The sequence below is a fragment of the Arthrobacter sp. B055-34 genome, from assembly GCF_059090425.1.
Genome location: NZ_JBNHFQ010000006.1, coordinates 288,747 through 310,788 on the forward strand (window position 1 = coordinate 288,747; position 22,042 = coordinate 310,788).

A 22,042-nucleotide genomic window follows, 5' to 3' on the forward strand; every position below is an offset into this window, starting at 1 on the left:
GGCCCAATGACAGTCTTCCGCGGCCTCATTGCGTATCCCGTCACTCCGTTTCGGCCGGACGGAGCGATCAACTTCGACGAACTCGAACGCCACTTGGCGGAGCTGGCTGTCTCCGGAGTTGATTCAATCGCCATCCTGGGCAGCTCCGGCAGCTTCGCCTACCTGGACCGTGCTGAACGGCGGCAGGTCCTGGAGGTCGGCGTCAAAGCAATTAAGACATCAAATCCTGACCTTGCGGTGATTGGCGGGGTCAGCGCCGTGGGAACGCGTGAGCTGTTGCTGAACATCGAGGACGCGCAAGCCGCCGGTGTGGACGGGCTCCTGGTCTCCACGGTGTCCTACGTGCCGCTCAATGAGGATGAGGTGCACACCCAATCCCTGGCGGCGGCAGCGTCCACCGCCTTGCCCATCTGTCTCTACAGCAATCCCGTGACAACGCAGTTCACGTTCAGCCTGGAACTCATCGCGGAGCTGGCCCGGGTGCGCAATATCGTGGCTGTGAAGGAATCCGCTGCCGATGCCGAGACCTTCCTGCACCGGGATGAACAACTGCGGAGGATGGTTCCGGAGGGCTTCAGCCACGGGATGAGCGGTGATGTCCTCATCGGCGAAGCCGGTGCAGCTGCGGATGCCTGGCACAGCGGGCCGGCCTCGGTGCTGCCGCATCACTACCGCCTCCTGCGCGATGCGGTGGTCAACGCGGATACGGACCAACTGGTCGAGGCCCGGCAGGTCCTGGCGCCGCTGCTGAACTACTTCAACAGTCTGCGGAAACTGAGCAATCTCTATGCTCTGGCCCGCGCCGCGGGGGTGGACGCCGGCGATCCGCGGCGGCCTTTGCTCCCGCTGCCCGGCAGCAGCCAGCGTGAGCTGGCCCGGCTGCTCGACGCCCTGCCGGACCCCGCCTCCGTCTAGCTGCTGTGAACCTGCTTCTGACCGGTTGAGTGCGAGCCTTGCGCGGAGAGCGGCTGCCGGGTGACGCCCACGTACACAACATGTGTACAGGCGGCGGCGAGCAGCGCGGCGCCAAGCATGTGCAGGCCTACCAGCACGATGGGCAGCCCGGTGAAGTGCTGGACGTAGCCAATGGCACCCTGCAGCAGAATAACGACGGCGAAAAGCACCATCGGCCGGCGCAGTTCGGCCAGCTGCGCGTACCGGTGCACCATGACCAGAAGTACGACGGCGGTGGCAACCAGCAGGTAGACAGGCGCCACATGAACGCGCGTCATCAGGTCAGGATCCAGGTTGTTCCGCGGGGCCTCTGCGTCGCCCGCATGCGGGCCGGAGCCGGTCACGATGACTCCCAGCACGATTGCTACCAAGGTCAGGACCGCGCTGGCCCAAAGCAGCTGGCGTACAGTCGCCGTCGAGCGCTGTTGCTGGACCGTGCCCGCCTGGTCATTGTCCAGCCAGGCCCGGTGGACGAGGACTGTGGCTGCGGCAACCATCGTGATGGACACGACGAAGTGGCACCCGACCACCCAGGGATTGAGCTGCGTCCAGACCGTGATGCCGCCGATGATGGCCTGGGCCGGGATACCGGCCAGCAGTGCGACGGAAAGGTAAAACAGGTCTTTGCGACGCTGCGCCATTTTCCACACGGAGACCAGCATTGCGAAGGCGACGGCCGCCAGCAGGAAGGTCAGCAGCCGGTTGCCGAATTCGATGGCGCCGTTGATGCCCATCTCGGGCGTGGCGACCAGGGATTCCGGCGTGCATTTCGGCCAGGTGGGGCAGCCCAGGCCGGAAGAGGTCAGCCGGACCGCGCCTCCGGTCACGATGATGAGGATTTCGGAGGCGAGCGAGGCGACGGCCAGACCGCGGACGGTCTTGTTGGGGGAGCCCGGCAGTCGGCGCGTCAGTTGCTCAATAGTCACTTAGGTCAGCTCCATTTAAACCAGCGGATAGCGGCGAGGCCGGCGAGCACCGTCCAGGCCAGCAGGACAATCGATGCCGTGAGGTTGAACTCGGCGTCCATCAGGGCACTGCGCAGGGCATCTCCCAAAGCACTCGAGGGCAGCAGCTGGGCGGCGGGTTCGTAGACATCGGGCCAGCTTGCCGCGGGAAACAGGAGTCCGCCGGCAGCGGCCAACAGGACCCAGAGCAGGTTCGTGATGGCCAACGTTGCTTCCGGCCGGGCCGTGCCGGCGATCAGAAGTCCCAGCGAGGTGAAGGCCCCGGCACCTAGGATGAGCTGTACGGCCGCGGGCAGGATCCCGCCCGGTTCCGGGCTCCAGCCAAGCAGCAGGGCGGCCGTTCCGATGACGACCACCTGGATGGCGAGCACAGACAGGACGGCTATGACCTTGCCCAGGATCAGTCCGCTTTGCCCCAGCGGTGTAGTGGAGAGGAACCGCAGCACCCCGTACCGCCGGTCGAAACCGGTCGCGATGCCTTGGCCGGTCAGCCCGGTCGATACAGCGCACAGGGCCAGCACACCCGGAGCGGCCATATCGACCCGGCTATCGGTGAACTCGTCGAGCAACGGCGTGATCGTCAGGCCGATCAGGGCCATGAGCGGCAGGATGACGGCGATCAGCAACTGTTCGCCGTTGCGCAGCATCGTCATGGTTTCGTAACGGCCCTGCAGGAGGACCCGGCGGGCCAGGGAGGCAGGCGCGTTCACCGCAGCCCCTTCCCGGAAATGTCCAGAAACACGTCCTCGAGTGATCGCGGAGCCATGTGGATGGCAGTAGGCATGATGTCCTGTTCTTCCCAGAACCTTGCCAGCGCGGCAAGATCGGCCGGGATCAGATTGCCCGCTACGGTGTACCGGCCAGGTACCGTCTCATGGACGGACAGGCCTGCGAGGCCGGTGAGATCCAGCCCGGGGCGGGAGTCGAAGGTCAGCAGCCGTTCGACGCCGCTGCTTTCGTCGGTTGCCTTCGTCAGTTCGGCGACGGTGCCGTGCGCAACTGTCTTGCCGGCGTCGATAATGAAAACGTAGTCCGCGAGCCGCTGGGCATCGTCCATCAGGTGGGTTGTGAGGATAATACCCAGGCCCTCTGTCCGCAGTTCCTGGATGAGATCGAAAACGACCGCCCGGGACTGCGGATCGAGTCCGGCGCTGGGCTCGTCGAGGAAGAGGACTTCGGGGTCTCCGACCAGTGCCGCGGCGAGGGCAACGCGCTGTTTCTGGCCACCCGAGAGCCGCCGCACGGGTGTGTTCCCGAAATTGTCGATGCCCAGGCGCTTGACCAGCGCATCCACATCGCGGGGGCTGCGGTACATGCCCGCGACGTGCCTGAGCAGCGGGATGGGGCGAATGGCCTGGGGCAGGCCGCCTTCCTGGAGCATTACCCCCACACGGCTGCGCAGTTGGGCGCCGGCTTCATGGGGGTCCTGCCCGAGCAGGCGCACAGTTCCGCCGTTCGGCCGGGTCAGGCCCTGGGCGCATTCAAGGGTGGTGGTCTTGCCGGCTCCGTTGGCGCCGAGCAGGGCCGTTACCTGGCCGGGAAAGGCGCGCAGATGCACGCCGTCGATAACCCTGACCATCTTGCCGTCTAGAGCTGATACCGGCCCAAGATCTTTAACGAGCCCCTGGATATCGAGGCACGGTTCGGTGTTAGGCACCAGATCATTCTACGTGATGTAGAGATGGCCGCGGGCGGTGCCGTCAGCCGCTTTGCGCTCCGGCTTGGAGGCTAAGGCCAGCCTTACTGGAGGGCGGGAAGATAATAAGTCATGATTGTGTTGTGTATTCCATGAACAACTCTGCTGTTCCGCGCGCCCAGGCCGCGGAATCCGAGGAGCGTACCCGGGACCGGGTGCTGAGCGCAGTCCTGGAACACGGTCCCGTTAGTGCCGCCGAGCTCGGCGATCGCCTCGGCTTCACGCCGGCTGCGGTCCGCCGCCACCTCGATGCCCTGTCCCGCGGCGGCCTCATCGAGGTCAAAATGGTGGCCAATTCCGCCACCGGCGCCGGGCGGCCGGCCCGCAAATACGTCCTCAGCCGGCAGGGCCAGTCGAAACTGGGCAATGACTATCTTGACATAGCACGCGGAGCCCTCAGTACGTTGGGCAGCATTGCCGGCCCCGACGCCGTAGCGGAGTTTGCGCGCCAGCGTTACGAAGACATGGAGCGGCGGTACCGTCCCGTGGTCGAAGCCGCCGGGGAGTCCGTAGAGGCGCGGGCCGAGGCCTTGGCGAAGGCCCTGAACGAGGACGGCTTTGTCGGGTCCACCACGGTGGTGGGCGCCAAGGCCGCACACAGCACCATGCTCGCGGTCCAGCTCTGCCAGGGGCACTGCCCCGTCCAGCAGCTGGCTGCTGATTTCCCTGTCTTTTGCGACAGTGAAACCGAAGTTTTCTCCCGCCTGCTGGGGGTAGACGTCAGGCGTCTGTCCACGCTGGCCAGCGGGGGACATGTTTGTACGACCCATATACCAGTGGGCCGAACAAAGTCTGCGGTCCGGGATTCCGGACCGACGGCAGGCACCAGAAGAGTATCCATCAATCTGCAAGAGAGGCCGTGATGACGGACCAAGTGGATCAGCGAGTCCAGGACGCCGTCGGTAGCACCGACGTGCCGGACACCACCATTTCCGAAATTCTTGAGAAGAACCCCGAGCTGCACGGCATCGGCAACTATGAATATGGCTGGGCAGATAAGAACGACGCCGGCGCCAACGCACGTCGCGGACTGAATGAAGAGGTTGTCCGCGACATCTCGTCCAAGAAGAGCGAGCCGCAGTGGATGCTCGATCTGCGACTGAAGGGCCTGAAGTACTTCGACCGCAAGCCCATGCCGACCTGGGGCGCGGATCTTTCCGGCATCGACTTCGACAACATCAAGTACTTTGTCCGGTCCACCGAAAAGCAGGCCAAGACCTGGGAAGACCTTCCCGAGGACATCCGCAACACGTACGAAAAGCTCGGCATTCCCGAGGCCGAGCGTGAGCGCCTGGTCTCCGGCGTCGCCGCCCAGTACGAGTCCGAGGTTGTCTACCACCAGCTCCGCGAGGACCTGGAAGCCCAGGGCGTCATCTTCCTGGACACTGACACCGGTCTGAAGGAACACCCGGAGATTTTCGAAGAATACTTCGGCTCCGTCATCCCGGTGGGCGACAACAAATTCGCGTCGCTGAACACCGCCGTCTGGTCCGGCGGATCCTTCGTCTACGTCCCCAAGGGCGTCCACGTCGAAATCCCGCTGCAGGCCTACTTCCGCATCAACACGGAAAACATGGGCCAGTTCGAGCGCACGCTGATCATCGCCGACGAGGACTCCTACGTCCACTACATCGAAGGCTGCACCGCCCCGATCTACACGTCGGACTCGCTGCACTCCGCCGTCGTCGAAATCATCGTGAAGAAGGGCGCACGCGTCCGCTACACGACCATCCAGAACTGGTCCAACAACGTGTACAACCTGGTCACCAAGCGTGCCATTGCACACGAGGGCGCCACGATGGAATGGATCGACGGCAACATCGGCTCCAAGGTCACTATGAAGTACCCGGCCGTGTACATGGTCGGCGAACACGCCAAGGGCGAGACTCTGTCCATCGCCTTCGCCGGCGAGGGCCAGCACCAGGACACCGGTTCCAAGATGGTCCACCTCGCGCCGAACACCTCCAGCGCGATCGTGGCCAAGTCCGTGGCCCGCGGCGGCGGCCGCTCGGCTTACCGCGGCCTGGTCCAGGTCCGCGAAGGTGCCAAGAACTCGAAGAACAGCGTCGTCTGCGATGCGCTGCTGGTGGACACCATCTCGCGCTCGGATACGTACCCGTACATCGACGTCCGTGAGGACGACGTGACCATGGGCCACGAGGCAACCGTTTCCCGCGTCAGCGAAGAGCAGCTGTTCTACCTGATGTCACGCGGCCTGGCCGAAGACGAAGCCATGGCCATGATCGTGCGCGGCTTCATCGAGCCGATCGCCCGCGAACTGCCGATGGAATACGCGCTTGAGCTGAACCGCTTGATCGAACTGCAAATGGAAGGATCCGTAGGTTAATGACTGAGATCACTGAAAAAGCAAGGATCGGTGCTCCGGCCATTGACGGCTTCACCGAAGAGGGCGAAAACCTCTCGCCGGCGAACCCGGACAACTCCCCACTGGCAGGCGCCAGCGCCAAGAGCCACAGCCACGGCGGCGGCGTAGGCGTTCCGGACAGTTCGCGCGCCGGCCGGCTGACTTCGTACAAGGTCGAGGATTTTCCTGTCCTGACCGGACGCGAAGAAGACTGGCGCTTCACCCCGCTCAAGCGGCTGCGTGGACTGCACACCCAGGCGCTGACCGGCGCCGCGCCCTCCGTTGCCGTCACCGGTCCCGAAGGCGCCGAGCGTCCGGCCGGCATCACGGTGGAAACCGTGGGCCGCGACGACGCGCGCATCGGCAGCGCCGGCATCCCGGAGGACCGCGTTTCCGCGGCGGCCTGGGAAGCCTTCAGCGAAGCCACCGTGGTGACCATCCCGGCCGAGGCCAGCATCGAGACCGCCGTAGGCATCTCGGTGACCGGCAGCAGCAAGGACCCGTCCGCGCAGCACATCGTGATCGTCGCGGAGAAATTCTCCAAAGCTGTTGTCGTGCTGGACCACAAGGGCAGCGCCACCGTCTCCCAGAACGTCGAGATCGACGTGCAGGACGGCGCGGAACTGACCGTGGTTTCCGTCCAGGAATGGGACGACGACGCTGTACACGCTTCCTCGCAGCAGGCCAAGGTCGGCCGTGACGCGAAGTTCAAGCACGTCGTGGTCAGCCTTGGCGGCGACCTGATCCGGGTCACGCCGTCCGCACGGCTGAAGCAGACCGGTTCCGACGTCGAGATGTTCGGCCTGTACTTCGCCGACGCCGGCCAGCACCTGGAACAGCGCCTGTTCGTCGACCACGCAGTGCCGAACTGCAAGTCGCGCGTGCTGTACAAGGGTGCCCTGCAAGGCGAGAACGCGCACACCGTGTGGGTGGGCGATGTCCTGATCCGCAAGGAAGCCGAAGGAACCGACAGCTACGAGGCCAACCGCAACCTGGTCCTCAGCGACGGCGCCCGGGCGGACTCCGTGCCGAACCTCGAGATCGAGACGGGCCTGATCGATGGCGCCGGCCATGCCAGCACCACCGGCCGCTTCGACGACGAGCACCTGTTCTACCTGATGGCCCGCGGCATCGACGAGAAGACCGCCCGCCGCCTGGTGGTACGAGGCTTCCTGAACGAGATCATCCAGCAGATCAAGGTTCCGGCGCTCGAAGAGCGCCTGACCGAGGCTGTTGAGCGGGAACTGGCGGCAGGGAACTTCTGATGTCCGAAGCTCCACGCGGCAAGCTGGTGTGCAGGGCCTCCGACATTCAGGTGAAGGCGGCGCTGCGCATCCTGGTCGACGACTATCCGGTCGCCATCGTCCGGGACTCCGAGGGCGGCCTCCATGCGCTGGGTGACACCTGTTCGCATGAGGACTATTCCCTGTCGGAGGGCGATGTCGAAGACGGCACCATCGAATGCTGGGGCCACGGCTCGCAGTTCGACCTGCGCAGCGGCCAACCGCTGAGCCTGCCGGCCTTCGAGCCGGTCCCGGTCTTCGCGTTGGAGCTGGATGGCGACGACGTGTACGTCGACGTCACCACGGTCACCAATGGAGCTCCCGCTCCGGATTTGCACTAAAAACTTTACGAACTTCACACCGCGGCCGGGCAGAACGGCTGCAGAGGAGAAAGCAGACAGATGTCTACTCTGGAAATCAAGGACCTGCACGTCAGCATTGAGACTGAGCAGGGCAAGAAGGAAATCCTCAAGGGCGTGTCCCTGACGATCAAGACCGGCGAGATCCATGCCATCATGGGCCCCAACGGTTCGGGCAAGTCCACGCTGGCCTCCACCATCGCCGGCCACCCGCGCTACACCGTGGACTCCGGTTCTATCACCCTGGACGGCGAAGACGTGCTGGAGATGAGCGTGGACGAGCGCGCCCGCGCCGGTCTCTTCTTGGCCATGCAGTACCCGGTCGAGGTGCCCGGCGTGACCATGACCAACTTCTTGCGCACGGCCAAGACTGCCCTGGACGGCGAAGCTCCGAAGCTGCGCACCTGGACCAAGGATGTCAAGGAAGCCATGAGCCAGCTGCGCATCGACGCGGACTTTGCCCAGCGCAACGTCAACGAAGGCTTCTCCGGCGGCGAGAAGAAGCGCGTGGAGATCCTGCAGCTCGAACTCTTCAAGCCGAAGTTCGCCATCATGGACGAGACCGACTCGGGCCTGGACGTCGACGCGCTGAAGGTTGTCTCCGAAGGCCACAACCGTGTCCACGAAACCGGAGCGATGGGCACCCTGCTCATCACCCACTACACGCGCATCCTGCGCTACATCAAGCCTGACTTCGTCCACGTGTTCGTCGACGGACGCATCGCCGAAGAGGGCGGCCCCGAGCTGGCCGACCGTCTGGAAGAAGAAGGCTACGACCGTTTCCTGCCGACTGCAGCAAAGGCCTGATCATGACCGAAGCCAACATTTCGCAGACCTCTCTCGAGGATGTTGAAGAGGCCCTGAAAGACGTCATTGACCCGGAACTCGGCGTCAATATCGTCGACCTGGGCCTGCTCTACGGACTGAAGTACGCCGAGGACGGCGCGCTGCTGATCGATATGACCCTGACCACGGCTGCCTGCCCGCTGACGGATGTCATCGAGGAGCAGACTGCCCAGGCGCTGGACGGCGTTGTCGATGACTGGCGGCTTAACTGGGTATGGATGCCGCCGTGGGGTCCGGAGAAGATTACCGACGACGGCCGCGACCAGATGCGGGCGCTCGGCTTCAATATCTAATCAGCCTTATTGCTGATGGGCGGACTTCCCTGCAGAAGTGCGCCCCGACAGAGGGCCGGGGACCGGAAACGGGACCCGGCCCTCTGGTCGGTTAAACCCCCGCCGGCGAAGCTTCGGCGCTAGCATCAAGGTTATGGGTGAAGTCGCCGTGACCAGGTCCGCCAGCGGACGCTACGACGAAGTTTTCGTGGCACGCATGTACCACGGGGTGGTGGCGCTGGCCGCCGTCCTCGGCTTGGTGCTTCAGGTAATCGCTATGCTCGAATCGCCAGCCTATGCCCTTGAACCGGCGCACCTGTGGTGGAACTATCTGGGCTACTTCAGTGTCCAGGCAAATGTGCTGGTCTTCATGGTCTCCCTGAGCCTGCTGATGGACTCTGCCCGCGTGGCGGGTCCGGTCTGGCGGGCCGTGCGTGCGGTCTCGCTGATAGCCGTCCTGCTCGTTTTCCTGTTCCAGTTCACGGCGTTCCGGGGACTGCCGGACTTCACCGCGCTCAGCGGCACGGCGGTAATGTCCGACCGGATGTTGAACTATGCCGTCCCGGTGCTGGCCGTGACCGGCTGGCTCATCTTCGGGCCCCGCCCACGGATCAGCCTGCAGACCATAGTCTGGTCATTGCTGTATCCCGCCATTTGGCTCATCGGTAGTCTCGTCCGCGGCGCCGCCACCGGCTGGTACCCCTACCCTCCGCTCGACGCCGGGGCCAACCCGCTTGCCGCCGTCGTTGTTAACGGCCTTTTGCTGCTGCTGATCTGGCTGGGAGCCGGGTTCCTCTTTCTGCTCCTGGACGCCCGGATGGGACGGGAGCCCGACGGCTACCTCCCTGGTTTTGGTCCCGACGACGGTTCCGGCACCGATACCGATGTGGACGGCGTTGCCGCCAGTACGAAGATCCAGCCGGACAGGCCGTCGGCCGGCTGAAGCTGCTACGAGGGGTTGTCCAGATCGGTGGCGCTGAAGGTATCGCACTGTGCCGGATCGCCGGTCTCGTAGCCCTGGACAAACCACGCCTGCCGCTGCTCGCTCGAACCGTGCGTAAAGGTGTGGGGGTTGACCTGGCCGGTACTGGCCTGCTGGATCCGGTCATCGCCGACGGCGGCTGCCGCCGAAAGCGCGTCCCGCAGGTCGTCCCGGCCGATGGGCTGCATGAACGGGCGGCCGGTCCTCTCGTCGATCTGCTCGGTGGCGTTGCCGGCCCAGACACCCGCATAGCAGTCTGCCTGCAGCTCGACCCTGACGGCGCCGGAAGCGGCTCCTTGGGGATCCTGCTGCGAGTAATTGATGGCTCCGGTCAGGTTCTGGATGTGGTGTCCGAACTCGTGAGCCACCACATATTCTTCGGCCAGCGGGCCCTCGGCGGCACCCAGCTGGTCGGTCAGCTGGTCGAAGAAGCCGGTGTCGAAATACGCAGTGGTATCGGCTGGGCAGTAAAACGGTCCGACGGCGCTGGAAGCCGTGCCGCAGCCGGTACTGACCTGGCCGTCAAAAAGCACCACGGACGGCCGCGGGTACGTCATGTTGAAGCGGGGGAGTTCCTCGCCCCAGAACCGGTTGAGACTATTGACCGTGCCCACTACCCGGCAGTCGCGGCGCGTGTTGGCGTCCTGGCCGGTCTCGCACTGGGCCGAAATGCTGTCCGGCCCCGTGGCCTCCTGCTGCACTGAAGTTCCGGAGCCGAGTCCGAGCCCCTGCAGCAGCTCCGGTGGAATCCCCAGCAGCGAGGCGATGAGCACCACCAATCCGCCGCCGCCGATGGCGATCTTGCCGCCCATGCCACCGCGCCGGTCCTGGACCTGGGACGTGTCCAGCCGGGAGCCCTGGTTGAAACTCATGGGCTTAGAATAGCGCCGCCGGCCGCCGGTGGAGGCGCTATTGCTCCTTTTCCCCGAGTCCGCGTGCGGCCAGGGCGTCCCCGGTCTGCCGGGCATAGGCCACCGCGCCGATGATGACGGGCTGCACGATGGCGCGCGGGGACGAGCCAAGCCCGCGGGCCTTGGCCGCATCCCGGACATCGTGCAGGGACCCGAGCAGGTACGGGATGCTGCGCAGCATCAAGGAGATAGTCAGGGCGAAACGCTCGGGATCGGCGCCGAACCGCCGCAAGGGAGCCACGGCCGCAACGAGCCCGTCAAGCAGTCGCTGGGTCTCGGTGGTGGAGGTCAGCAGATTGGCCGCATAGATGCAGGTCAGCAGGGCCGCCACCACCGCCAGTGCCCCGGTCGGCGAGTCGACCCACCAGCGGTAGGCGACCACTACCAGCAGGAAAAGCCACATGGCGCGCAGCGGAGTCACGAGCTTCCGGAGCGGAAGGCCCGCGGCTACATGAAGGACAACGACGACGGCCAGAACCGCCGTGCGGGGGAGGGCGCCGGGGAGGGCCAGCACCGTGATGCCGGCTGCGGCAAGCAGCAGGAACTTCAGCAGCAGTGGCGCCCGGTGCAGCCAGCTCCGCCCGGGTACGTAGGCGCTGATCAGGTGGGCCCGGCCTCTCACGGCGTCGACTCCCAGATGCCGGCGCAAAGCCTGCGGTAAAAGTCCACGGCGGCGGGCGGATCGCCGTCGTAAACCACTCTGCCTGAGTCCACGACGAGCGTGCGTCCACTGTCCCGGGCCAGTTCCAGGTCATGGGTAGCCAGAATGACCTGCTGCGGCAGCGAGGCCAGCCGGTCCCGCAGCAGCAGCGTGTTTTTCAAATCAAGCAGGGTGGAGGGTTCGTCCAGCACCAGCACATCCGGATCCACTGCCAGCACGCTGGCCAGGGCAGCGAGCTGACGCTCCCCGCCGGAGAGCTGGTAGATGCTCTGGTCGGCCAGGGCGGCGAGGCCGAAACCGGAAAGGATTTCCATTGCCGCGTTCCGGCGGTCGGTACGGTTTCGGTGGATCCGCCGCAACGACAGCTCGACGTCTTCGAGCGGCGTGGGCATGACCAGCTGGGACAGAGGGTCGGTGAAGACGAATGCGACCTTCCGCCGTACCGCGGCTCCGTGCTTGGCCGTATCACGGCCGTCAACATCCACGGTACCGACGTCGGGGAGGACCAAGCCGTTGATCAGTTTAAGCAGGGTGGATTTACCGGAGCCGTTGGCGCCGATGATGCTGATGCGCTGCTCCCCGAGCGCCAAATGCGGCACGGACAGGATCGGTGCTGCGTCTTCGGCGAAGTCGGGACGGACCAGGACGTCGCGGAATTTGATCATTTCAGCGGGGCCGGCGAAGCAGATCAGGGAAGGCTTTGTGGATGCCGACGGCGATTGCAGCAGCCGCGGCGTTCTTGACCAGATCCCCGGGGACGAACGGCAGGTCGGCAACCAGCGCAGCACCGAAGGCCAGCTGGCCGTTGAGCATCATGCCGGCGATGCCGCACAGATGCGTCAGGACGGTGCCTGCGGTGGCCGCCGCGAACAGCCACAGCGTGGTCAGCGTCGTCAGTTTGCGGGCCCGCCGAAGCGCCGGCCGCGCCAGCACCCCGATGAGAGCCGCCGCGAAGGGGAAGGAAAGCAGATAGCCGGCCGAACCCATCGCCAGCACGCCCAAACCGCCTTGGTAGCCGGCGAAAATGGGCAGGCCGACCAGGCCAAGGAGCACATACAGTCCCACCGCGGCAAACGCTCGGGCGCCGCCGAGAACCAGTCCGGCCAAGGCAACCACCATGGTCTGGAGCGTTATGGGCACACCGAGGATATTGCCGGCCGGGATCGGGGGAACAGCGATCGATGCGGCGGTCAGGGCGGCGAAGACGCCGATGAGGGCCAGATCGGTGCCGTTCCAGGAGCGGCGGCGAGGTGCGTTTCCGGCGGCAGGGGAGCCGCCGACGACGTCGGAGGCTGCAAGGTTCCGATTGTGGGCGGACTGCTTCGGCATCGAAAGCTCCTTCTATGGCATGGGGACAACGTGTCTACCCCAACTACCGAGAATAGCGCCTGCGCGGCAAGGATCGTTTGTAGGTTTCCTTCGAAGTCATACGGGCCGGTAGACTGGAAAGGCTGATTTCTGCAGCATCGTGTACTGCACATTCCCTTATATTCCCTTTGGAGAGGTCCCACCTGTGATTACCGTTAATGATCTTGAGCTGCGCGCTGGAGCCCGTCTGCTCATGGACGCGGTGTCATTCCGTGTGGACAAGGGCGACAAGATCGGGCTGGTGGGCCGTAACGGTGCCGGCAAAACAACCCTGACCCGGGTTCTCGCCGGCGAGGGCATTCCGGCCGCAGGCCAGGTCACCCGCAGCGGAGACATTGGCTACCTGCCGCAGGACCCGCGGACGCCGAACATGGACCAGCTGGCACGCGACCGGATTCTTTCCGCCCGCGGGCTGGATATCGTCTCCGGCAAACTCCGGGCCGCGCAGGCCGACATGGCCAGCGAGAATGCGGACGTCCAGGCCAAGGCCATGCGCAGCTACGACCGGCTCGAAGCCGAGTTCCTTGCTGGCGGCGGCTATGCTGCGGAAGCGGAAGCGGCCGCGATTTCCTCCAACCTGGCGCTGCCGGAGCGGATCCTGAACCAGCCGCTCAAAACTCTTTCCGGCGGCCAGCGCCGCCGTGTTGAACTGGCCCGGATCCTGTACTCGGGAGCCGACACCATGCTGCTGGATGAGCCCACCAACCACCTGGACGCCGATTCCATCAGCTGGCTTCGCGAGTTCCTGAAGAACCATCACGGCGGGCTGATCGTGATCAGCCACGACACCGAGCTGCTCGAAGCCACCGTCAACAAGGTCTTCCTGCTCGATGCCAACCGCGCCACCATCGACATCTACAACATGAACTGGAAGCGCTACCAGCTCCAGCGCGAAACCGATGAGCGCGCCCGCAAGCGTGAGCGCGCGAATGCGGAGAAGAAGGCCGGCGTCCTGATGGACCAGGCCAACAAGATGCGCGCCAAGGCCACCAAGGCCGTGGCAGCGCAGAACATGGCCAAGCGGGCCGAGCGGCTGCTCAGCGGACTGGATGCCGTACGTGCCAGCGACAAGGTCGCAGCGCTGCGTTTCCCGGATCCATCTCCCTGCGGCAAGACCCCGATGACGGCCGAGGGGCTGAGCAAGTCCTACGGCTCATTGGAAATCTTCACCGACGTGGATCTGGCCATTGACCGCGGTTCCAGGGTAGTGATTCTGGGATTGAACGGTGCGGGCAAGACCACGCTGCTGCGGATGCTCGCCGGCGTGGACTCGCCGGACACCGGCGAGGTCATTCCCGGGCACGGGCTGAAGATCGGCTACTACGCGCAGGAGCATGAAACGCTCGATACCGAACGCAGCGTGCTCGAAAACATGCGCACGGCCGCCCCGGATCTGCAGGACGCCGAAGTACGCAACATCCTGGGCTCGTTCCTGTTCTCCGGCGACGACGTCAACAAGCCTGCCGGCGTACTCTCCGGCGGTGAGAAGACCCGTCTAGCGCTGGCCACCATTGTTGCTTCCTCGGCCAACGTACTGCTGCTCGACGAGCCCACCAACAACCTCGATCCCGCCAGCCGTGCCGAGATTCTGGGGGCGCTGCGCAACTACAGCGGCGCGGTCGTCATGGTCAGCCACGACGAGGGGGCAGTGGAAGCGCTGAACCCGGAGCGCGTTGTCCTGCTGCCCGACGGCGTGGAGGACCTCTGGAACGAGAGCTATCTGGACCTGGTCACGCTCGCGTAGCGCTGCGGCTGCTGCTGGCGGCGGGCTTAGTCCCGCTCGCTCAGCAGCGAGCCATCCGTGCGGAAGCCCTGGGCGTCCAGCACAGCGTCTTCTTCTTCCTCTGCGCTGGGGCGCTTGCGGGAACGCTTCTGCGCGGCCGGCCGTGGAGCGGGATTGGCCTCGTGGTAGCCGGCTTCTTCATCTTCCTCCTGCAGCCGGTCCATTCTTGCCTGCTGCCGGGCGGCATAGCCATAGCCGACGAAGAACAGCACACCGAAGGCGTACCACTGCATGGAGTAGGACAGGTGCGGGCCTTCATCGATCGCCGGCTTGGGCATGAGGGTGGGACGCTCAGCCGGGGCGGGATTTTCGGCCGCCATCAAGCCGTAGCCGCCTGTGAAGACCGGGTAGTCCAGCTCGGCTGCATACTCGTCGAGCTGGATCGATGCCAGCTGTCCCTCCGGAGCGCCGCGGTCCACTGATGACTCACCGGGCTTAACACGTGCGACGACGGTGACGTCACCCTCCGGGGCTGCCGGAACCGTGTCCGGGTGGCCGGCCACGTCATTGCCAATCGGCAGCCAACCGCGGTTGATAACGACCGCCGGGCCTGAGTCCAGCCTCAACGGGACCAGGACCTCGTATCCCGGACGGCCGTTGAGCGGGCGGTTGCGCACCACCCGCTGGCCCGCTTCGTCATACTCGCCGCGCAGCACCACCGGCGTCCATTCATCGGCGTCGTCGGCTTCGGCGAAGATATCCGGCACGGTTTCAAAATCGACAGGGTCGGCGTCGTAATTGGATTCAATCGCCGCAATAACGTTGTGGGCCTGGTCCCTGCGGTCCATCTGCCAGTTGCCCAGCAGCACGCACACAGAGGCGAGCAACGCCACCAGAAGGAGCCAGCCCAGCCACTTCGCGCTGAACAGAAAACGGTACATCGGCTAGCTTCCCTCTACCGGAGTGTCCAGCGGCTGGGTATCGCGCCACAGCCCGCGCAGCTTGAGATAGTCTTCCAGCCAACCGCGGTGGTCCTCACAGGCCAGCCAGATCTTCCGCCGTTCGGGCGTGTGGATTTTCGGGTTGTTCCACCGCACCTGCCAAGCCGCGGCAGCGCGGCAGCCCTTTCTGGAACACACCGTCTCAGCCGGCATTGGCTGCCCGCCTCCGGACAGCTGGTCAAAAATACTCACGCGGCGCTTTCGTCCTTCCGGCGCTTCGTCACCGGGCTCAGATTGCCCTCGAAGACCTCATAGCTGTCATGAACCGGTGCGGCAGGTCCTGCGCGCCGGTGAACTGTTTCCGAGCCGGTTGCCCGTTCCGCGTCTTCGCCGGGTGCGGCCGGGCCTGCCGCCGTGCCGGTTTCCTGTTCCTCGTCCACGATCTCGCCGGGCACCACCACGGGTTCAGCGGCCTTCGCAGCGGCTTCCGCAGATTCCAGTTCGCCGGCGGGTACGCGGTCCAGCAACGCATCGCTGTGCTTGAGATTGCTCTGGTCGCTGCCGCCATTGGCAATCACGACCGCGATCCAGGGCAGGAAGACTGCTCCGGCAACAAAGAGCCACCTGGCCCAGCCGTCGATGAAAAAGAACAGCAGAAGGCAGGCCAAGCGGATTCCCATCGCAAGGGAATACTTGACCATCCGACGGTGCATCTCGTCCGTGTGGCTTTCGGGGACATCCGTAATGCTGAGGACTTCCCGATCATCATCTGGCTGCTTATTCATCACGCTCCAAAGACCCACCTCAATTCTCCCACGTGCCGGAACCCAGACGAAGTCCGTGGCCGGGATCGCCGGGATCGCCATGGTCACATGCGGGTCCGCAGCCTGCAGAAGGCTAGGATTCTTTAGAAATAAACCGCGTTCAACGGAGGTAAAAGTGAGCAACGAACAGCAGACCGGGCGAAGCGTCCTGGTCACGGGCGGCAACCGCGGGATCGGACTGGCCATCGCCAAGTCCTTTCTGGCCAACGGCGATAAGGTAGCCATCACCTACCGCAGCGGTGACGTTCCCGAGGGTCTGCTGGGCGTCAAGGCCGACGTCACCGATGCCACTTCCCTTGACGCAGCCTTCACCGAGGTCGAGGCCGCCCACGGTCCGGTGGAAGTAGTCGTGGCAAATGCCGGCATCACCCGCGACACGCTGCTGCTGCGGATGAGCGAAGACGATTTCACCGACGTCGTGGACACGAACCTTGGCGGCGCCTTCCGCGTCATCAAGCGGGCCTCCAAGGGCATGATCCGGCTCCGCAAGGGCCGCGTTGTCCTGATCTCCTCCGTTGTCGGCCTCTATGGTTCCCCCGGCCAGATCAACTACGCCGCGTCAAAGTCCGGCCTGATCGGCATGGCACGGTCGCTGACCCGCGAGCTCGGTTCGCGCGGCATCACCGCCAATGTGGTGGCGCCGGGGTTCGTCAATACGGACATGACGGCCGAGCTGCCCGAGGATACTCAGAAGAGCTACCTGGCCAGCATTCCCGCCGGCCGCTTCGCCGAACCGGAGGAGGTGGCCAATGTGGTCCGCTGGATCGCCAGCGACGAGGCCGCCTACATCTCCGGCGCCGTCATCCCCGTTGACGGCGGCCTCGGCATGGGGCACTAGCGCCGATCCGGCCGCCTCGGCTGCGCTTTGTCGGTTTCCTACAACAGGTCCGGCTTCGCGGACTGGCAGTATGGAAGCAGACAACCATTACCGTTAAGCGTTTCCTACAAGGAGGCGCAGGGGAATTTCCCCCGCAAGAATTGAGGAGCAGCCATGGGCGCACTGGAAGGCAAATCGGCCATCGTGACGGGTTCATCCCGCGGGATCGGCGCAGACGTAGCGAAGAACCTCGCCGCTGAAGGCGCGTCCGTGGTCATCAACTACCGCCAGAAGGCGCCCCGTGCCAACAAGGTAGTGACGCAGATCGAAGAAGCCGGCGGCCGTGCGGTGGCGGTCGGCGCGGACCTCACCGTACCGGAAGGCGCTCAGGCGCTGGTCGACGCGGCCAAGGAAAACTTCGGCGGACTGGACCTGCTGGTCCTCAATGCGTCCGGCGGCATGGAGACCGGGCTGGGCGAGGACTACGCCATGCGCCTGAACCGTGACGCCCAGGTGAACATGCTCAAGGCCGCGGTGGACGTCATGCCCTCGGGTTCGCGCGTCGTCTTCGTCACCAGCCACCAGGCGCACTTCATCGATACCGTCCCCACTATGCCGGAGTATGAGCCGGTGGCCCGGAGCAAGCGGGCCGGCGAGGACGCCTTGCGGGCCGAGCTGCCGGCGCTGCAAGAGAAGGGCATCTCGCTGGTGGTGGTCTCCGGCGACATGATCGAAGGCACCGTGACCGCCACCCTGCTGGACCGCGCGGCACCCGGGGCCATCGAGGCCCGCCGTGAGGCGGCAGGAAAGCTGTATTCGGTCGAGGAGTTTGCCGTGGAGATTGCCAAGATGGCGACGGCGGACGTTCCTTCGGGACACACCGAGCTGGTCGGCGGAGCCGACTGGTTCCAGAACGCCCAGGCCTGAGCCCCTCAACCGGGACCCGAGCCGGCGGCTGCAGCGGAGTACTTCCGCGGCAGCCGCCGGTGGTTAACCTGTAGGGCAGAAAGCGCCGCCGGGGAAGCTCAAAGGCTACCGAAGCGGGTCAGACACCGGCGAAGAGCCTGACGACGTCCAGATAAGGGATGTCGATCGCGGCGTCGGCGGCCTCACGCACGGCCGGTTTCGCGTTAAAGGCCACGCCAAGGCCGGCAGCGGCCAGCATGTCGAGGTCGTTGGCACCGTCACCGATCGCGATGGTGTGCGCCAGGTCGATGTCCTCGACCTGGGCCCACTCGCGCAGCGAGGCTTCTTTGGCCGCCCGGTCGACGACGGCGCCATCAACCAGCCCGGTCAGCGCACCCTCCGCGGAGCCCAGCAGGTTGGCCCGCCAGTAGGTGAGTTTAAGCTCCGAGGCCAGCGGATCGAGGATTTGGCTGAAGCCGCCGGATACCACCGCGACCACATGGCCCGCATCCAGGAATGCCTCCACAAGATCGGCCGCACCGTCAGAGAGCTCAACCGTCTCCCGGACCCGGTCGGTTACGTCCAAGGGCAGGTCCCGCAGCGTCTCCACCCGCGCATGGAGGCTCTCGGCAAAGTCCAGTTCGCCGCGCATTGCCGCCTCGGTCACGGCAGCGACCTCTGCAGCCTTGCCGGCATGCTCGGCCAGCAGTTCGATCACTTCCTGCTTGATCAGCGTGGAGTCCACGTCCATGATCAGCAGCTTGCGGTGTCGTCCCGCCAGTTCAGCGGGCATCACCGCCGTTCCCAACGTATCGGTGATCAGCGGTTTGACCGCCGCCCGAAACGCCGAGAGGCCGCCGGCGGAATCGCCGTCGTACCCCACGGTCAGTACGGTGGCCTGGAAGCGGTCGTTCTTGAAGTTTTCCAGTTCCACTATGTCCCCGCCGGCTTCCGATACGGCCTGCTGGACGGCGGCAAGGTAGTCGTCGGGGAGCTCGACGCCGTATGAGACAACGCGGAAAAGCGAGAGCATGCGCGGTTGATCCTTATTCTTCACAGTGGGGCCGGACGGCGAAAACAACGGGGAAATGTGCCGGATACCATTATCGGTAACCGGCGTAGCGTTTGGCGAATGCTACGGCTTTTAGCCTAATGTCTACTGCTATGAGCGATGTTCTTGAATTTGCCGGAGTCAGTGTTGTCCGCGGGCGCAAGACCCTGCTTGACAGCGTCGACTGGCAGGTCAAGGATGGTGAGCGCTGGGTTATTCTCGGTCCGAACGGTGCCGGCAAGACGACGCTGCTGCAGATAGCCGGTGCCCGGCTCCATCCCACCAAGGGCGAAGCCGGGATCCTGGAAGAGACTATGGGCGCGGTCGATGTTTTTGAGCTGCGGCCCCGGATCGGTCTGGCGTCCGCGGCGCTGGCCAGTCAGATACCCGAGCATGAAACGGTCCTCAATGTCGTGGTGACGGCCTCCTACGGTGTCACCGGGCGCTGGCGCGAGCAGTACGAAAAGATGGACGAACGCCGCGCTTTCCGACTGTTGAACCAGTGGGGCATGTCCACCTTCCTGAACCGCCCGTTCGCCACCCTGAGCGAAGGCGAACGCAAGCGCGTGCAGATCGCCCGTGCGCTGATGGCGGATCCGGAACTGCTGCTGCTGGATGAGCCGGGCGCCGGACTGGATCTGGCCGGCCGCGAGGACCTGGTGCAGCGCCTGAGCGAACTGGCCGCCGACGAGGACGCTCCGGCCCTGGTCCTGGTCACCCACCACCTCGAAGAAGTGCCGCCGGGGTTCACCCATGCCATGCTCCTGCGTGAAGGCGGCGTGGTGGCGCAGGGCCCCATAACCGAAGTCCTGACCGAAGAGAATCTCAGCTCGGCCTTCGATATGCCGCTTGAGCTCAGGGAAGACGGCGGCCGCTACACCGCCGTTGCACGGCGCAGCTAAGCCCTGCCCCTCGATGGATTTACTGCAGGCTGGAATCATTGCCCTGGCCGGGCTATGGGCCGGAACGATCAACAGCATTGTCGGTTCCGGAACACTGGTCACCTTCCCCGTCTTGGTGGCGCTTGGCTTCGCCCCGGTGACGGCGACCATCTCCAACGCCATGGGGCTGATCGCCGGGAACGTCGGGGGAGTCTACGGCTACCGTCGTGAACTTTCCGGGCTCCGCAGCACCCTCAAGGTCCTGTTGCCTGCCTCGTTGCTCGGTGGCATCTCCGGAGCGGCCCTGCTGTTGAACCTGCCCGAAGCAGTTTTTGAATACGCCGCCCCATTCCTGATCGTGATCGCCCTGCTGTTCGTGGTCTTCCAGCCCCGGCTGCAGAAGTGGGTGCGTGAACGCGAGGCCGCCCAGGCCCGGGAGAAGAGCCACCCCTGGGTGCTGCTGTTCCTGGTCTACTTCGCCGGGGTCTACGGCGGCTACTTTGTCGCCGCCCAGGGCGTCCTGCTGGTCGGGATCCTTGGTGTGTTCCTGCACGGCACCATCCAGCAGGCCAACGCCATAAAGAACGTGCTGGTGCTGGGCGTCAACATCATTGCCGCCATCTCCTACATGATTTTCGCGTTCGACCGGATCGACTGGTGGGTGGTGCTCATCATCGCGGTCAGTTCCCTCATCGGCGCCCTGGCAGGCTCCGCCGTGGGCCGGCGGCTCAAGCCTATTGTCCTGCGCGGCATCATCGTTGTCCTCGGCCTCGTGGCGCTCTACGTGATGATTTCGAACCTCATCGCATGAACCTGCAGTATCTGTCCTCGGCCCAGGATCCCCGCGTGGCCGACTACACCCAGCTGACCGACACGGCGCTGCGCCGGCGCCGCGAACCGGCCGAAGGCATGTACATTGCGGAGAGTTCCAAGGTGCTGCGCCGGGCCGTCGCCGCCGGCCACACCCCGCGGTCCTTCTTCCTGGCCGAGAAATGGCTGGCGGACCTGGAGGATGTGATCACGCAGTTCCCGGATGTCCCGGTGTTCGTCGGCGCACCCGAGGTCCTCGAAGCAATCACCGGCTTCCACCTGCACCGCGGTGCCATGGCCGCGATGAACCGCCCTGCCCCGCTGCCGGTCGCCGCGGTTCTCTCCGGCGCCCGCCGGGTGGCCGTGCTGGAAGACATCGTGGACCACACCAATGTCGGCGCCATTTTCCGTTCCGCTGCCGCCATGGGCATGGACGCGGTGCTGATCAGCCCCCGCTGCGCGGACCCGCTCTACCGCCGAAGCATCCGGGTGAGTATGGGGACGGTCTTCCAGATCCCGTGGGCACGGCTGGACGACTGGCCGGGTGAACTCGCCCTGTTGAGCCAAGAAGGATTTACGACGGCGGCGCTGGAACTTACCGAGGACGCCATCACCCTCGATGAACTCGAGTCACGCGATTTCGACAAGCTCGCCCTGGTCTTGGGCACCGAGGGAGCAGGTATGCTGCCGGAGACCCTGGCCGGCGTCGACCTGAAAGTCATGATCCCCATGCGCGCGGGCGTGGATTCCCTCAACGTGGCAGCCGCCAGCGCGGTGGCTTTCTGGGCCTGTCGCCCGGACTGAAATGTCCGGAGCATGGGTGCGCGCCGTGACGGGCCCGCTGCCAAGCCGGGTTGCCTTCCGGTTTCGACGTGGGGGCTTGGATACGGTAGTGTTTATTGCTGGTCCTGTGTGGACTGCTCTCTTTCCAATCCTTAAAGCCGCTGGCAAAATCCAGGGGCGCGATCAAAGGTTACACAATGAAGTCTGATATTCACCCGAAGTACGCCCCGGTTGTTTTCCGCGATCTGGCGTCCGGCGTTTCCTTCCTGACCAAGTCCACTGTTGGTTCCAACAAGACTGTTGAGTGGGAAGACGGCAACACCTACCCGCTGATCGAGGTTGAAATCTCCTCCGAGTCGCACCCGTTCTACACCGGCAAGCAGCGCATCATGGACAGCGCCGGCCGTGTGGAGCGCTTCAACGCACGCTTCAAGGGCTTCGGCAAGAAGTAATTCTTCGCCCACAGCTTTCCGCGAATGCCCGTACCGTTCTGGTGCGGGCATTCGTGCTTTAACGGAACCTCACGCCCTCGGGAGGTTAGGATGCGGGCTTATAGGCAAAAAAGTGTGTATGACCCGGGCGTGTTTCATGGCCTGCCTGCCCATCCGGAGCGGATCCAGAGTCCTTCTTCGGCGACTAGGGCG

The 22,042-nt window shown here is 64.8% G+C and carries 26 protein-coding genes; 15 read left to right on the top strand and 11 right to left on the bottom strand.

Annotated features, from left to right (window positions below; all coding sequences use genetic code 11):
* The first annotated feature begins 6 nt into the window (after positions 1–6).
* Positions 7–915: a dihydrodipicolinate synthase family protein gene (locus AC5RWO_RS13760; protein WP_498731976.1), complete on the top strand. Its 909-nt coding sequence runs from the start codon at positions 7–9 to the stop codon at positions 913–915.
* On the opposite strand, the gene AC5RWO_RS13765 is transcribed toward AC5RWO_RS13760, so the two are convergent.
* The 3 genes from AC5RWO_RS13765 to AC5RWO_RS13775 are packed head-to-tail and all read right to left on the bottom strand — an operon-like array spanning position 912 to position 3,576.
* Positions 912–1,880 (bottom strand): COX15/CtaA family protein, encoded by a 969-nt coding sequence (locus tag AC5RWO_RS13765; protein ID WP_498731977.1) that lies wholly within the window; start codon positions 1,878–1,880, stop codon positions 912–914. The two genes, AC5RWO_RS13760 and AC5RWO_RS13765, sit on opposite strands and share 4 nt — an antisense overlap.
* A 5-nt stretch (positions 1,881–1,885) precedes the next feature.
* Positions 1,886–2,629 (bottom strand): ABC transporter permease, encoded by a 744-nt coding sequence (locus AC5RWO_RS13770; RefSeq protein WP_074702450.1) that lies wholly within the window; start codon positions 2,627–2,629, stop codon positions 1,886–1,888.
* The gene (locus AC5RWO_RS13775; protein ID WP_498731978.1) at positions 2,626–3,576 is read right to left on the bottom strand and encodes an ABC transporter ATP-binding protein; all 951 of its coding nucleotides are present in this window, start codon (positions 3,574–3,576) and stop codon (positions 2,626–2,628) included. Before AC5RWO_RS13775 ends, AC5RWO_RS13770 begins: the two co-directional genes overlap by 4 nt.
* Before the next feature lie 131 nt (positions 3,577–3,707).
* Between AC5RWO_RS13775 and AC5RWO_RS13780 the strand changes: the two genes are divergently transcribed.
* From AC5RWO_RS13780 to AC5RWO_RS13810, 7 genes are all read left to right on the top strand, one after another.
* Entirely contained in the window at positions 3,708–4,478 is a 771-nt protein-coding gene (locus AC5RWO_RS13780; protein WP_498731979.1) for a helix-turn-helix transcriptional regulator, read from the top strand.
* Positions 4,478–5,962, top strand: a complete 1,485-nt coding sequence (gene sufB, locus AC5RWO_RS13785) for a Fe-S cluster assembly protein SufB (protein ID WP_498732008.1) — start codon at positions 4,478–4,480, stop codon at positions 5,960–5,962. The genes AC5RWO_RS13780 and sufB overlap by 1 nt, the downstream gene beginning before the upstream one ends.
* Entirely contained in the window at positions 5,962–7,245 is a 1,284-nt protein-coding gene (sufD, locus tag AC5RWO_RS13790; RefSeq protein ID WP_498731980.1) for a Fe-S cluster assembly protein SufD, read from the top strand. The genes sufB and sufD overlap by 1 nt, the downstream gene beginning before the upstream one ends.
* Positions 7,245–7,604, top strand: coding sequence for a non-heme iron oxygenase ferredoxin subunit (locus AC5RWO_RS13795; RefSeq protein ID WP_208574393.1), 360 nt, complete (start codon positions 7,245–7,247; stop codon positions 7,602–7,604). Before sufD ends, AC5RWO_RS13795 begins: the two co-directional genes overlap by 1 nt.
* Before the next feature lie 60 nt (positions 7,605–7,664).
* Positions 7,665–8,429: a Fe-S cluster assembly ATPase SufC gene (sufC, locus tag AC5RWO_RS13800; protein WP_139003598.1), complete on the top strand. Its 765-nt coding sequence runs from the start codon at positions 7,665–7,667 to the stop codon at positions 8,427–8,429.
* 2 nt (positions 8,430–8,431) lie between these two features.
* Positions 8,432–8,761: a metal-sulfur cluster assembly factor gene (locus AC5RWO_RS13805; protein ID WP_074702443.1), complete on the top strand. Its 330-nt coding sequence runs from the start codon at positions 8,432–8,434 to the stop codon at positions 8,759–8,761.
* A gap of 133 nt (positions 8,762–8,894) precedes the next feature.
* On the top strand, positions 8,895–9,683 hold the full coding sequence (locus AC5RWO_RS13810) for a Pr6Pr family membrane protein (protein WP_498731981.1): 789 nt from the start codon (positions 8,895–8,897) through the stop codon (positions 9,681–9,683).
* Positions 9,684–9,688: 5 nt separating this feature from the next.
* Here AC5RWO_RS13810 and ypfJ read toward each other — a convergent pair whose 3' ends face one another.
* Genes ypfJ through AC5RWO_RS13830 form a run of 4 tightly spaced genes read right to left on the bottom strand, consistent with a single transcriptional unit; the run spans position 9,689 to position 12,623 of the window.
* Positions 9,689–10,594, bottom strand: coding sequence for a KPN_02809 family neutral zinc metallopeptidase (gene ypfJ, locus AC5RWO_RS13815; protein WP_498731982.1), 906 nt, complete (start codon positions 10,592–10,594; stop codon positions 9,689–9,691).
* Positions 10,595–10,631: 37 nt separating this feature from the next.
* A complete protein-coding gene (locus AC5RWO_RS13820) occupies positions 10,632–11,255 on the bottom strand; it encodes an energy-coupling factor transporter transmembrane component T family protein (RefSeq protein WP_498731983.1) in 624 nt (207 codons plus the stop codon).
* The gene (locus AC5RWO_RS13825; protein WP_498731984.1) at positions 11,252–11,959 is read right to left on the bottom strand and encodes an energy-coupling factor ABC transporter ATP-binding protein; all 708 of its coding nucleotides are present in this window, start codon (positions 11,957–11,959) and stop codon (positions 11,252–11,254) included. The genes AC5RWO_RS13820 and AC5RWO_RS13825 overlap by 4 nt, the downstream gene beginning before the upstream one ends.
* A gap of 1 nt (position 11,960) precedes the next feature.
* The gene (locus AC5RWO_RS13830) at positions 11,961–12,623 is read right to left on the bottom strand and encodes a biotin transporter BioY (protein ID WP_498731985.1); all 663 of its coding nucleotides are present in this window, start codon (positions 12,621–12,623) and stop codon (positions 11,961–11,963) included.
* 184 nt (positions 12,624–12,807) lie between these two features.
* On the opposite strand from AC5RWO_RS13830, the gene AC5RWO_RS13835 reads away from it, so the two are divergent.
* Positions 12,808–14,406, top strand: coding sequence for an ABC-F family ATP-binding cassette domain-containing protein (locus AC5RWO_RS13835; RefSeq protein ID WP_074702438.1), 1,599 nt, complete (start codon positions 12,808–12,810; stop codon positions 14,404–14,406).
* 26 nt (positions 14,407–14,432) lie between these two features.
* On the opposite strand, the gene AC5RWO_RS13840 is transcribed toward AC5RWO_RS13835, so the two are convergent.
* From AC5RWO_RS13840 to AC5RWO_RS13850, 3 genes are read right to left on the bottom strand one after another with little or no spacing between them, the layout of a single operon-like run.
* Positions 14,433–15,326 (bottom strand): SURF1 family cytochrome oxidase biogenesis protein, encoded by an 894-nt coding sequence (locus tag AC5RWO_RS13840; RefSeq protein ID WP_498731986.1) that lies wholly within the window; start codon positions 15,324–15,326, stop codon positions 14,433–14,435.
* Positions 15,327–15,329: 3 nt separating this feature from the next.
* Positions 15,330–15,578 carry a hypothetical protein gene (locus AC5RWO_RS13845; RefSeq protein WP_498635335.1) on the bottom strand — a complete coding sequence of 83 codons (249 nt, stop codon included), beginning with the start codon at positions 15,576–15,578 and terminating at the stop codon, positions 15,330–15,332.
* A complete protein-coding gene (locus AC5RWO_RS13850) occupies positions 15,575–16,111 on the bottom strand; it encodes a DUF3099 domain-containing protein (protein ID WP_498731987.1) in 537 nt (178 codons plus the stop codon). Before AC5RWO_RS13850 ends, AC5RWO_RS13845 begins: the two co-directional genes overlap by 4 nt.
* A gap of 154 nt (positions 16,112–16,265) precedes the next feature.
* On the opposite strand from AC5RWO_RS13850, the gene AC5RWO_RS13855 reads away from it, so the two are divergent.
* Positions 16,266–16,988, top strand: coding sequence for a beta-ketoacyl-ACP reductase (locus AC5RWO_RS13855; RefSeq protein ID WP_498731988.1), 723 nt, complete (start codon positions 16,266–16,268; stop codon positions 16,986–16,988).
* Between the two features lie 153 nt (positions 16,989–17,141).
* The gene (locus AC5RWO_RS13860) at positions 17,142–17,894 is read left to right on the top strand and encodes an SDR family oxidoreductase (RefSeq protein ID WP_498731989.1); all 753 of its coding nucleotides are present in this window, start codon (positions 17,142–17,144) and stop codon (positions 17,892–17,894) included.
* 118 nt (positions 17,895–18,012) lie between these two features.
* Here AC5RWO_RS13860 and serB read toward each other — a convergent pair whose 3' ends face one another.
* Positions 18,013–18,906, bottom strand: a complete 894-nt coding sequence (serB, locus tag AC5RWO_RS13865; protein ID WP_498731990.1) for a phosphoserine phosphatase SerB — start codon at positions 18,904–18,906, stop codon at positions 18,013–18,015.
* 131 nt (positions 18,907–19,037) lie between these two features.
* On the opposite strand from serB, the gene AC5RWO_RS13870 reads away from it, so the two are divergent.
* The 4 genes from AC5RWO_RS13870 (at position 19,038) to AC5RWO_RS13885 (ending at position 21,850) form a co-directional block, all read left to right on the top strand.
* Positions 19,038–19,826 carry an ABC transporter ATP-binding protein gene (locus tag AC5RWO_RS13870; RefSeq protein ID WP_498731992.1) on the top strand — a complete coding sequence of 263 codons (789 nt, stop codon included), beginning with the start codon at positions 19,038–19,040 and terminating at the stop codon, positions 19,824–19,826.
* Between the two features lie 13 nt (positions 19,827–19,839).
* Positions 19,840–20,616 (top strand): sulfite exporter TauE/SafE family protein, encoded by a 777-nt coding sequence (locus tag AC5RWO_RS13875; RefSeq protein ID WP_498731993.1) that lies wholly within the window; start codon positions 19,840–19,842, stop codon positions 20,614–20,616.
* Positions 20,613–21,419, top strand: a complete 807-nt coding sequence (locus AC5RWO_RS13880) for a TrmH family RNA methyltransferase (RefSeq protein WP_498731995.1) — start codon at positions 20,613–20,615, stop codon at positions 21,417–21,419. The genes AC5RWO_RS13875 and AC5RWO_RS13880 overlap by 4 nt, the downstream gene beginning before the upstream one ends.
* A gap of 176 nt (positions 21,420–21,595) precedes the next feature.
* Positions 21,596–21,850, top strand: a complete 255-nt coding sequence (locus tag AC5RWO_RS13885) for a type B 50S ribosomal protein L31 (protein ID WP_074702428.1) — start codon at positions 21,596–21,598, stop codon at positions 21,848–21,850.
* Positions 21,851–22,042 lie beyond the last annotated feature (192 nt).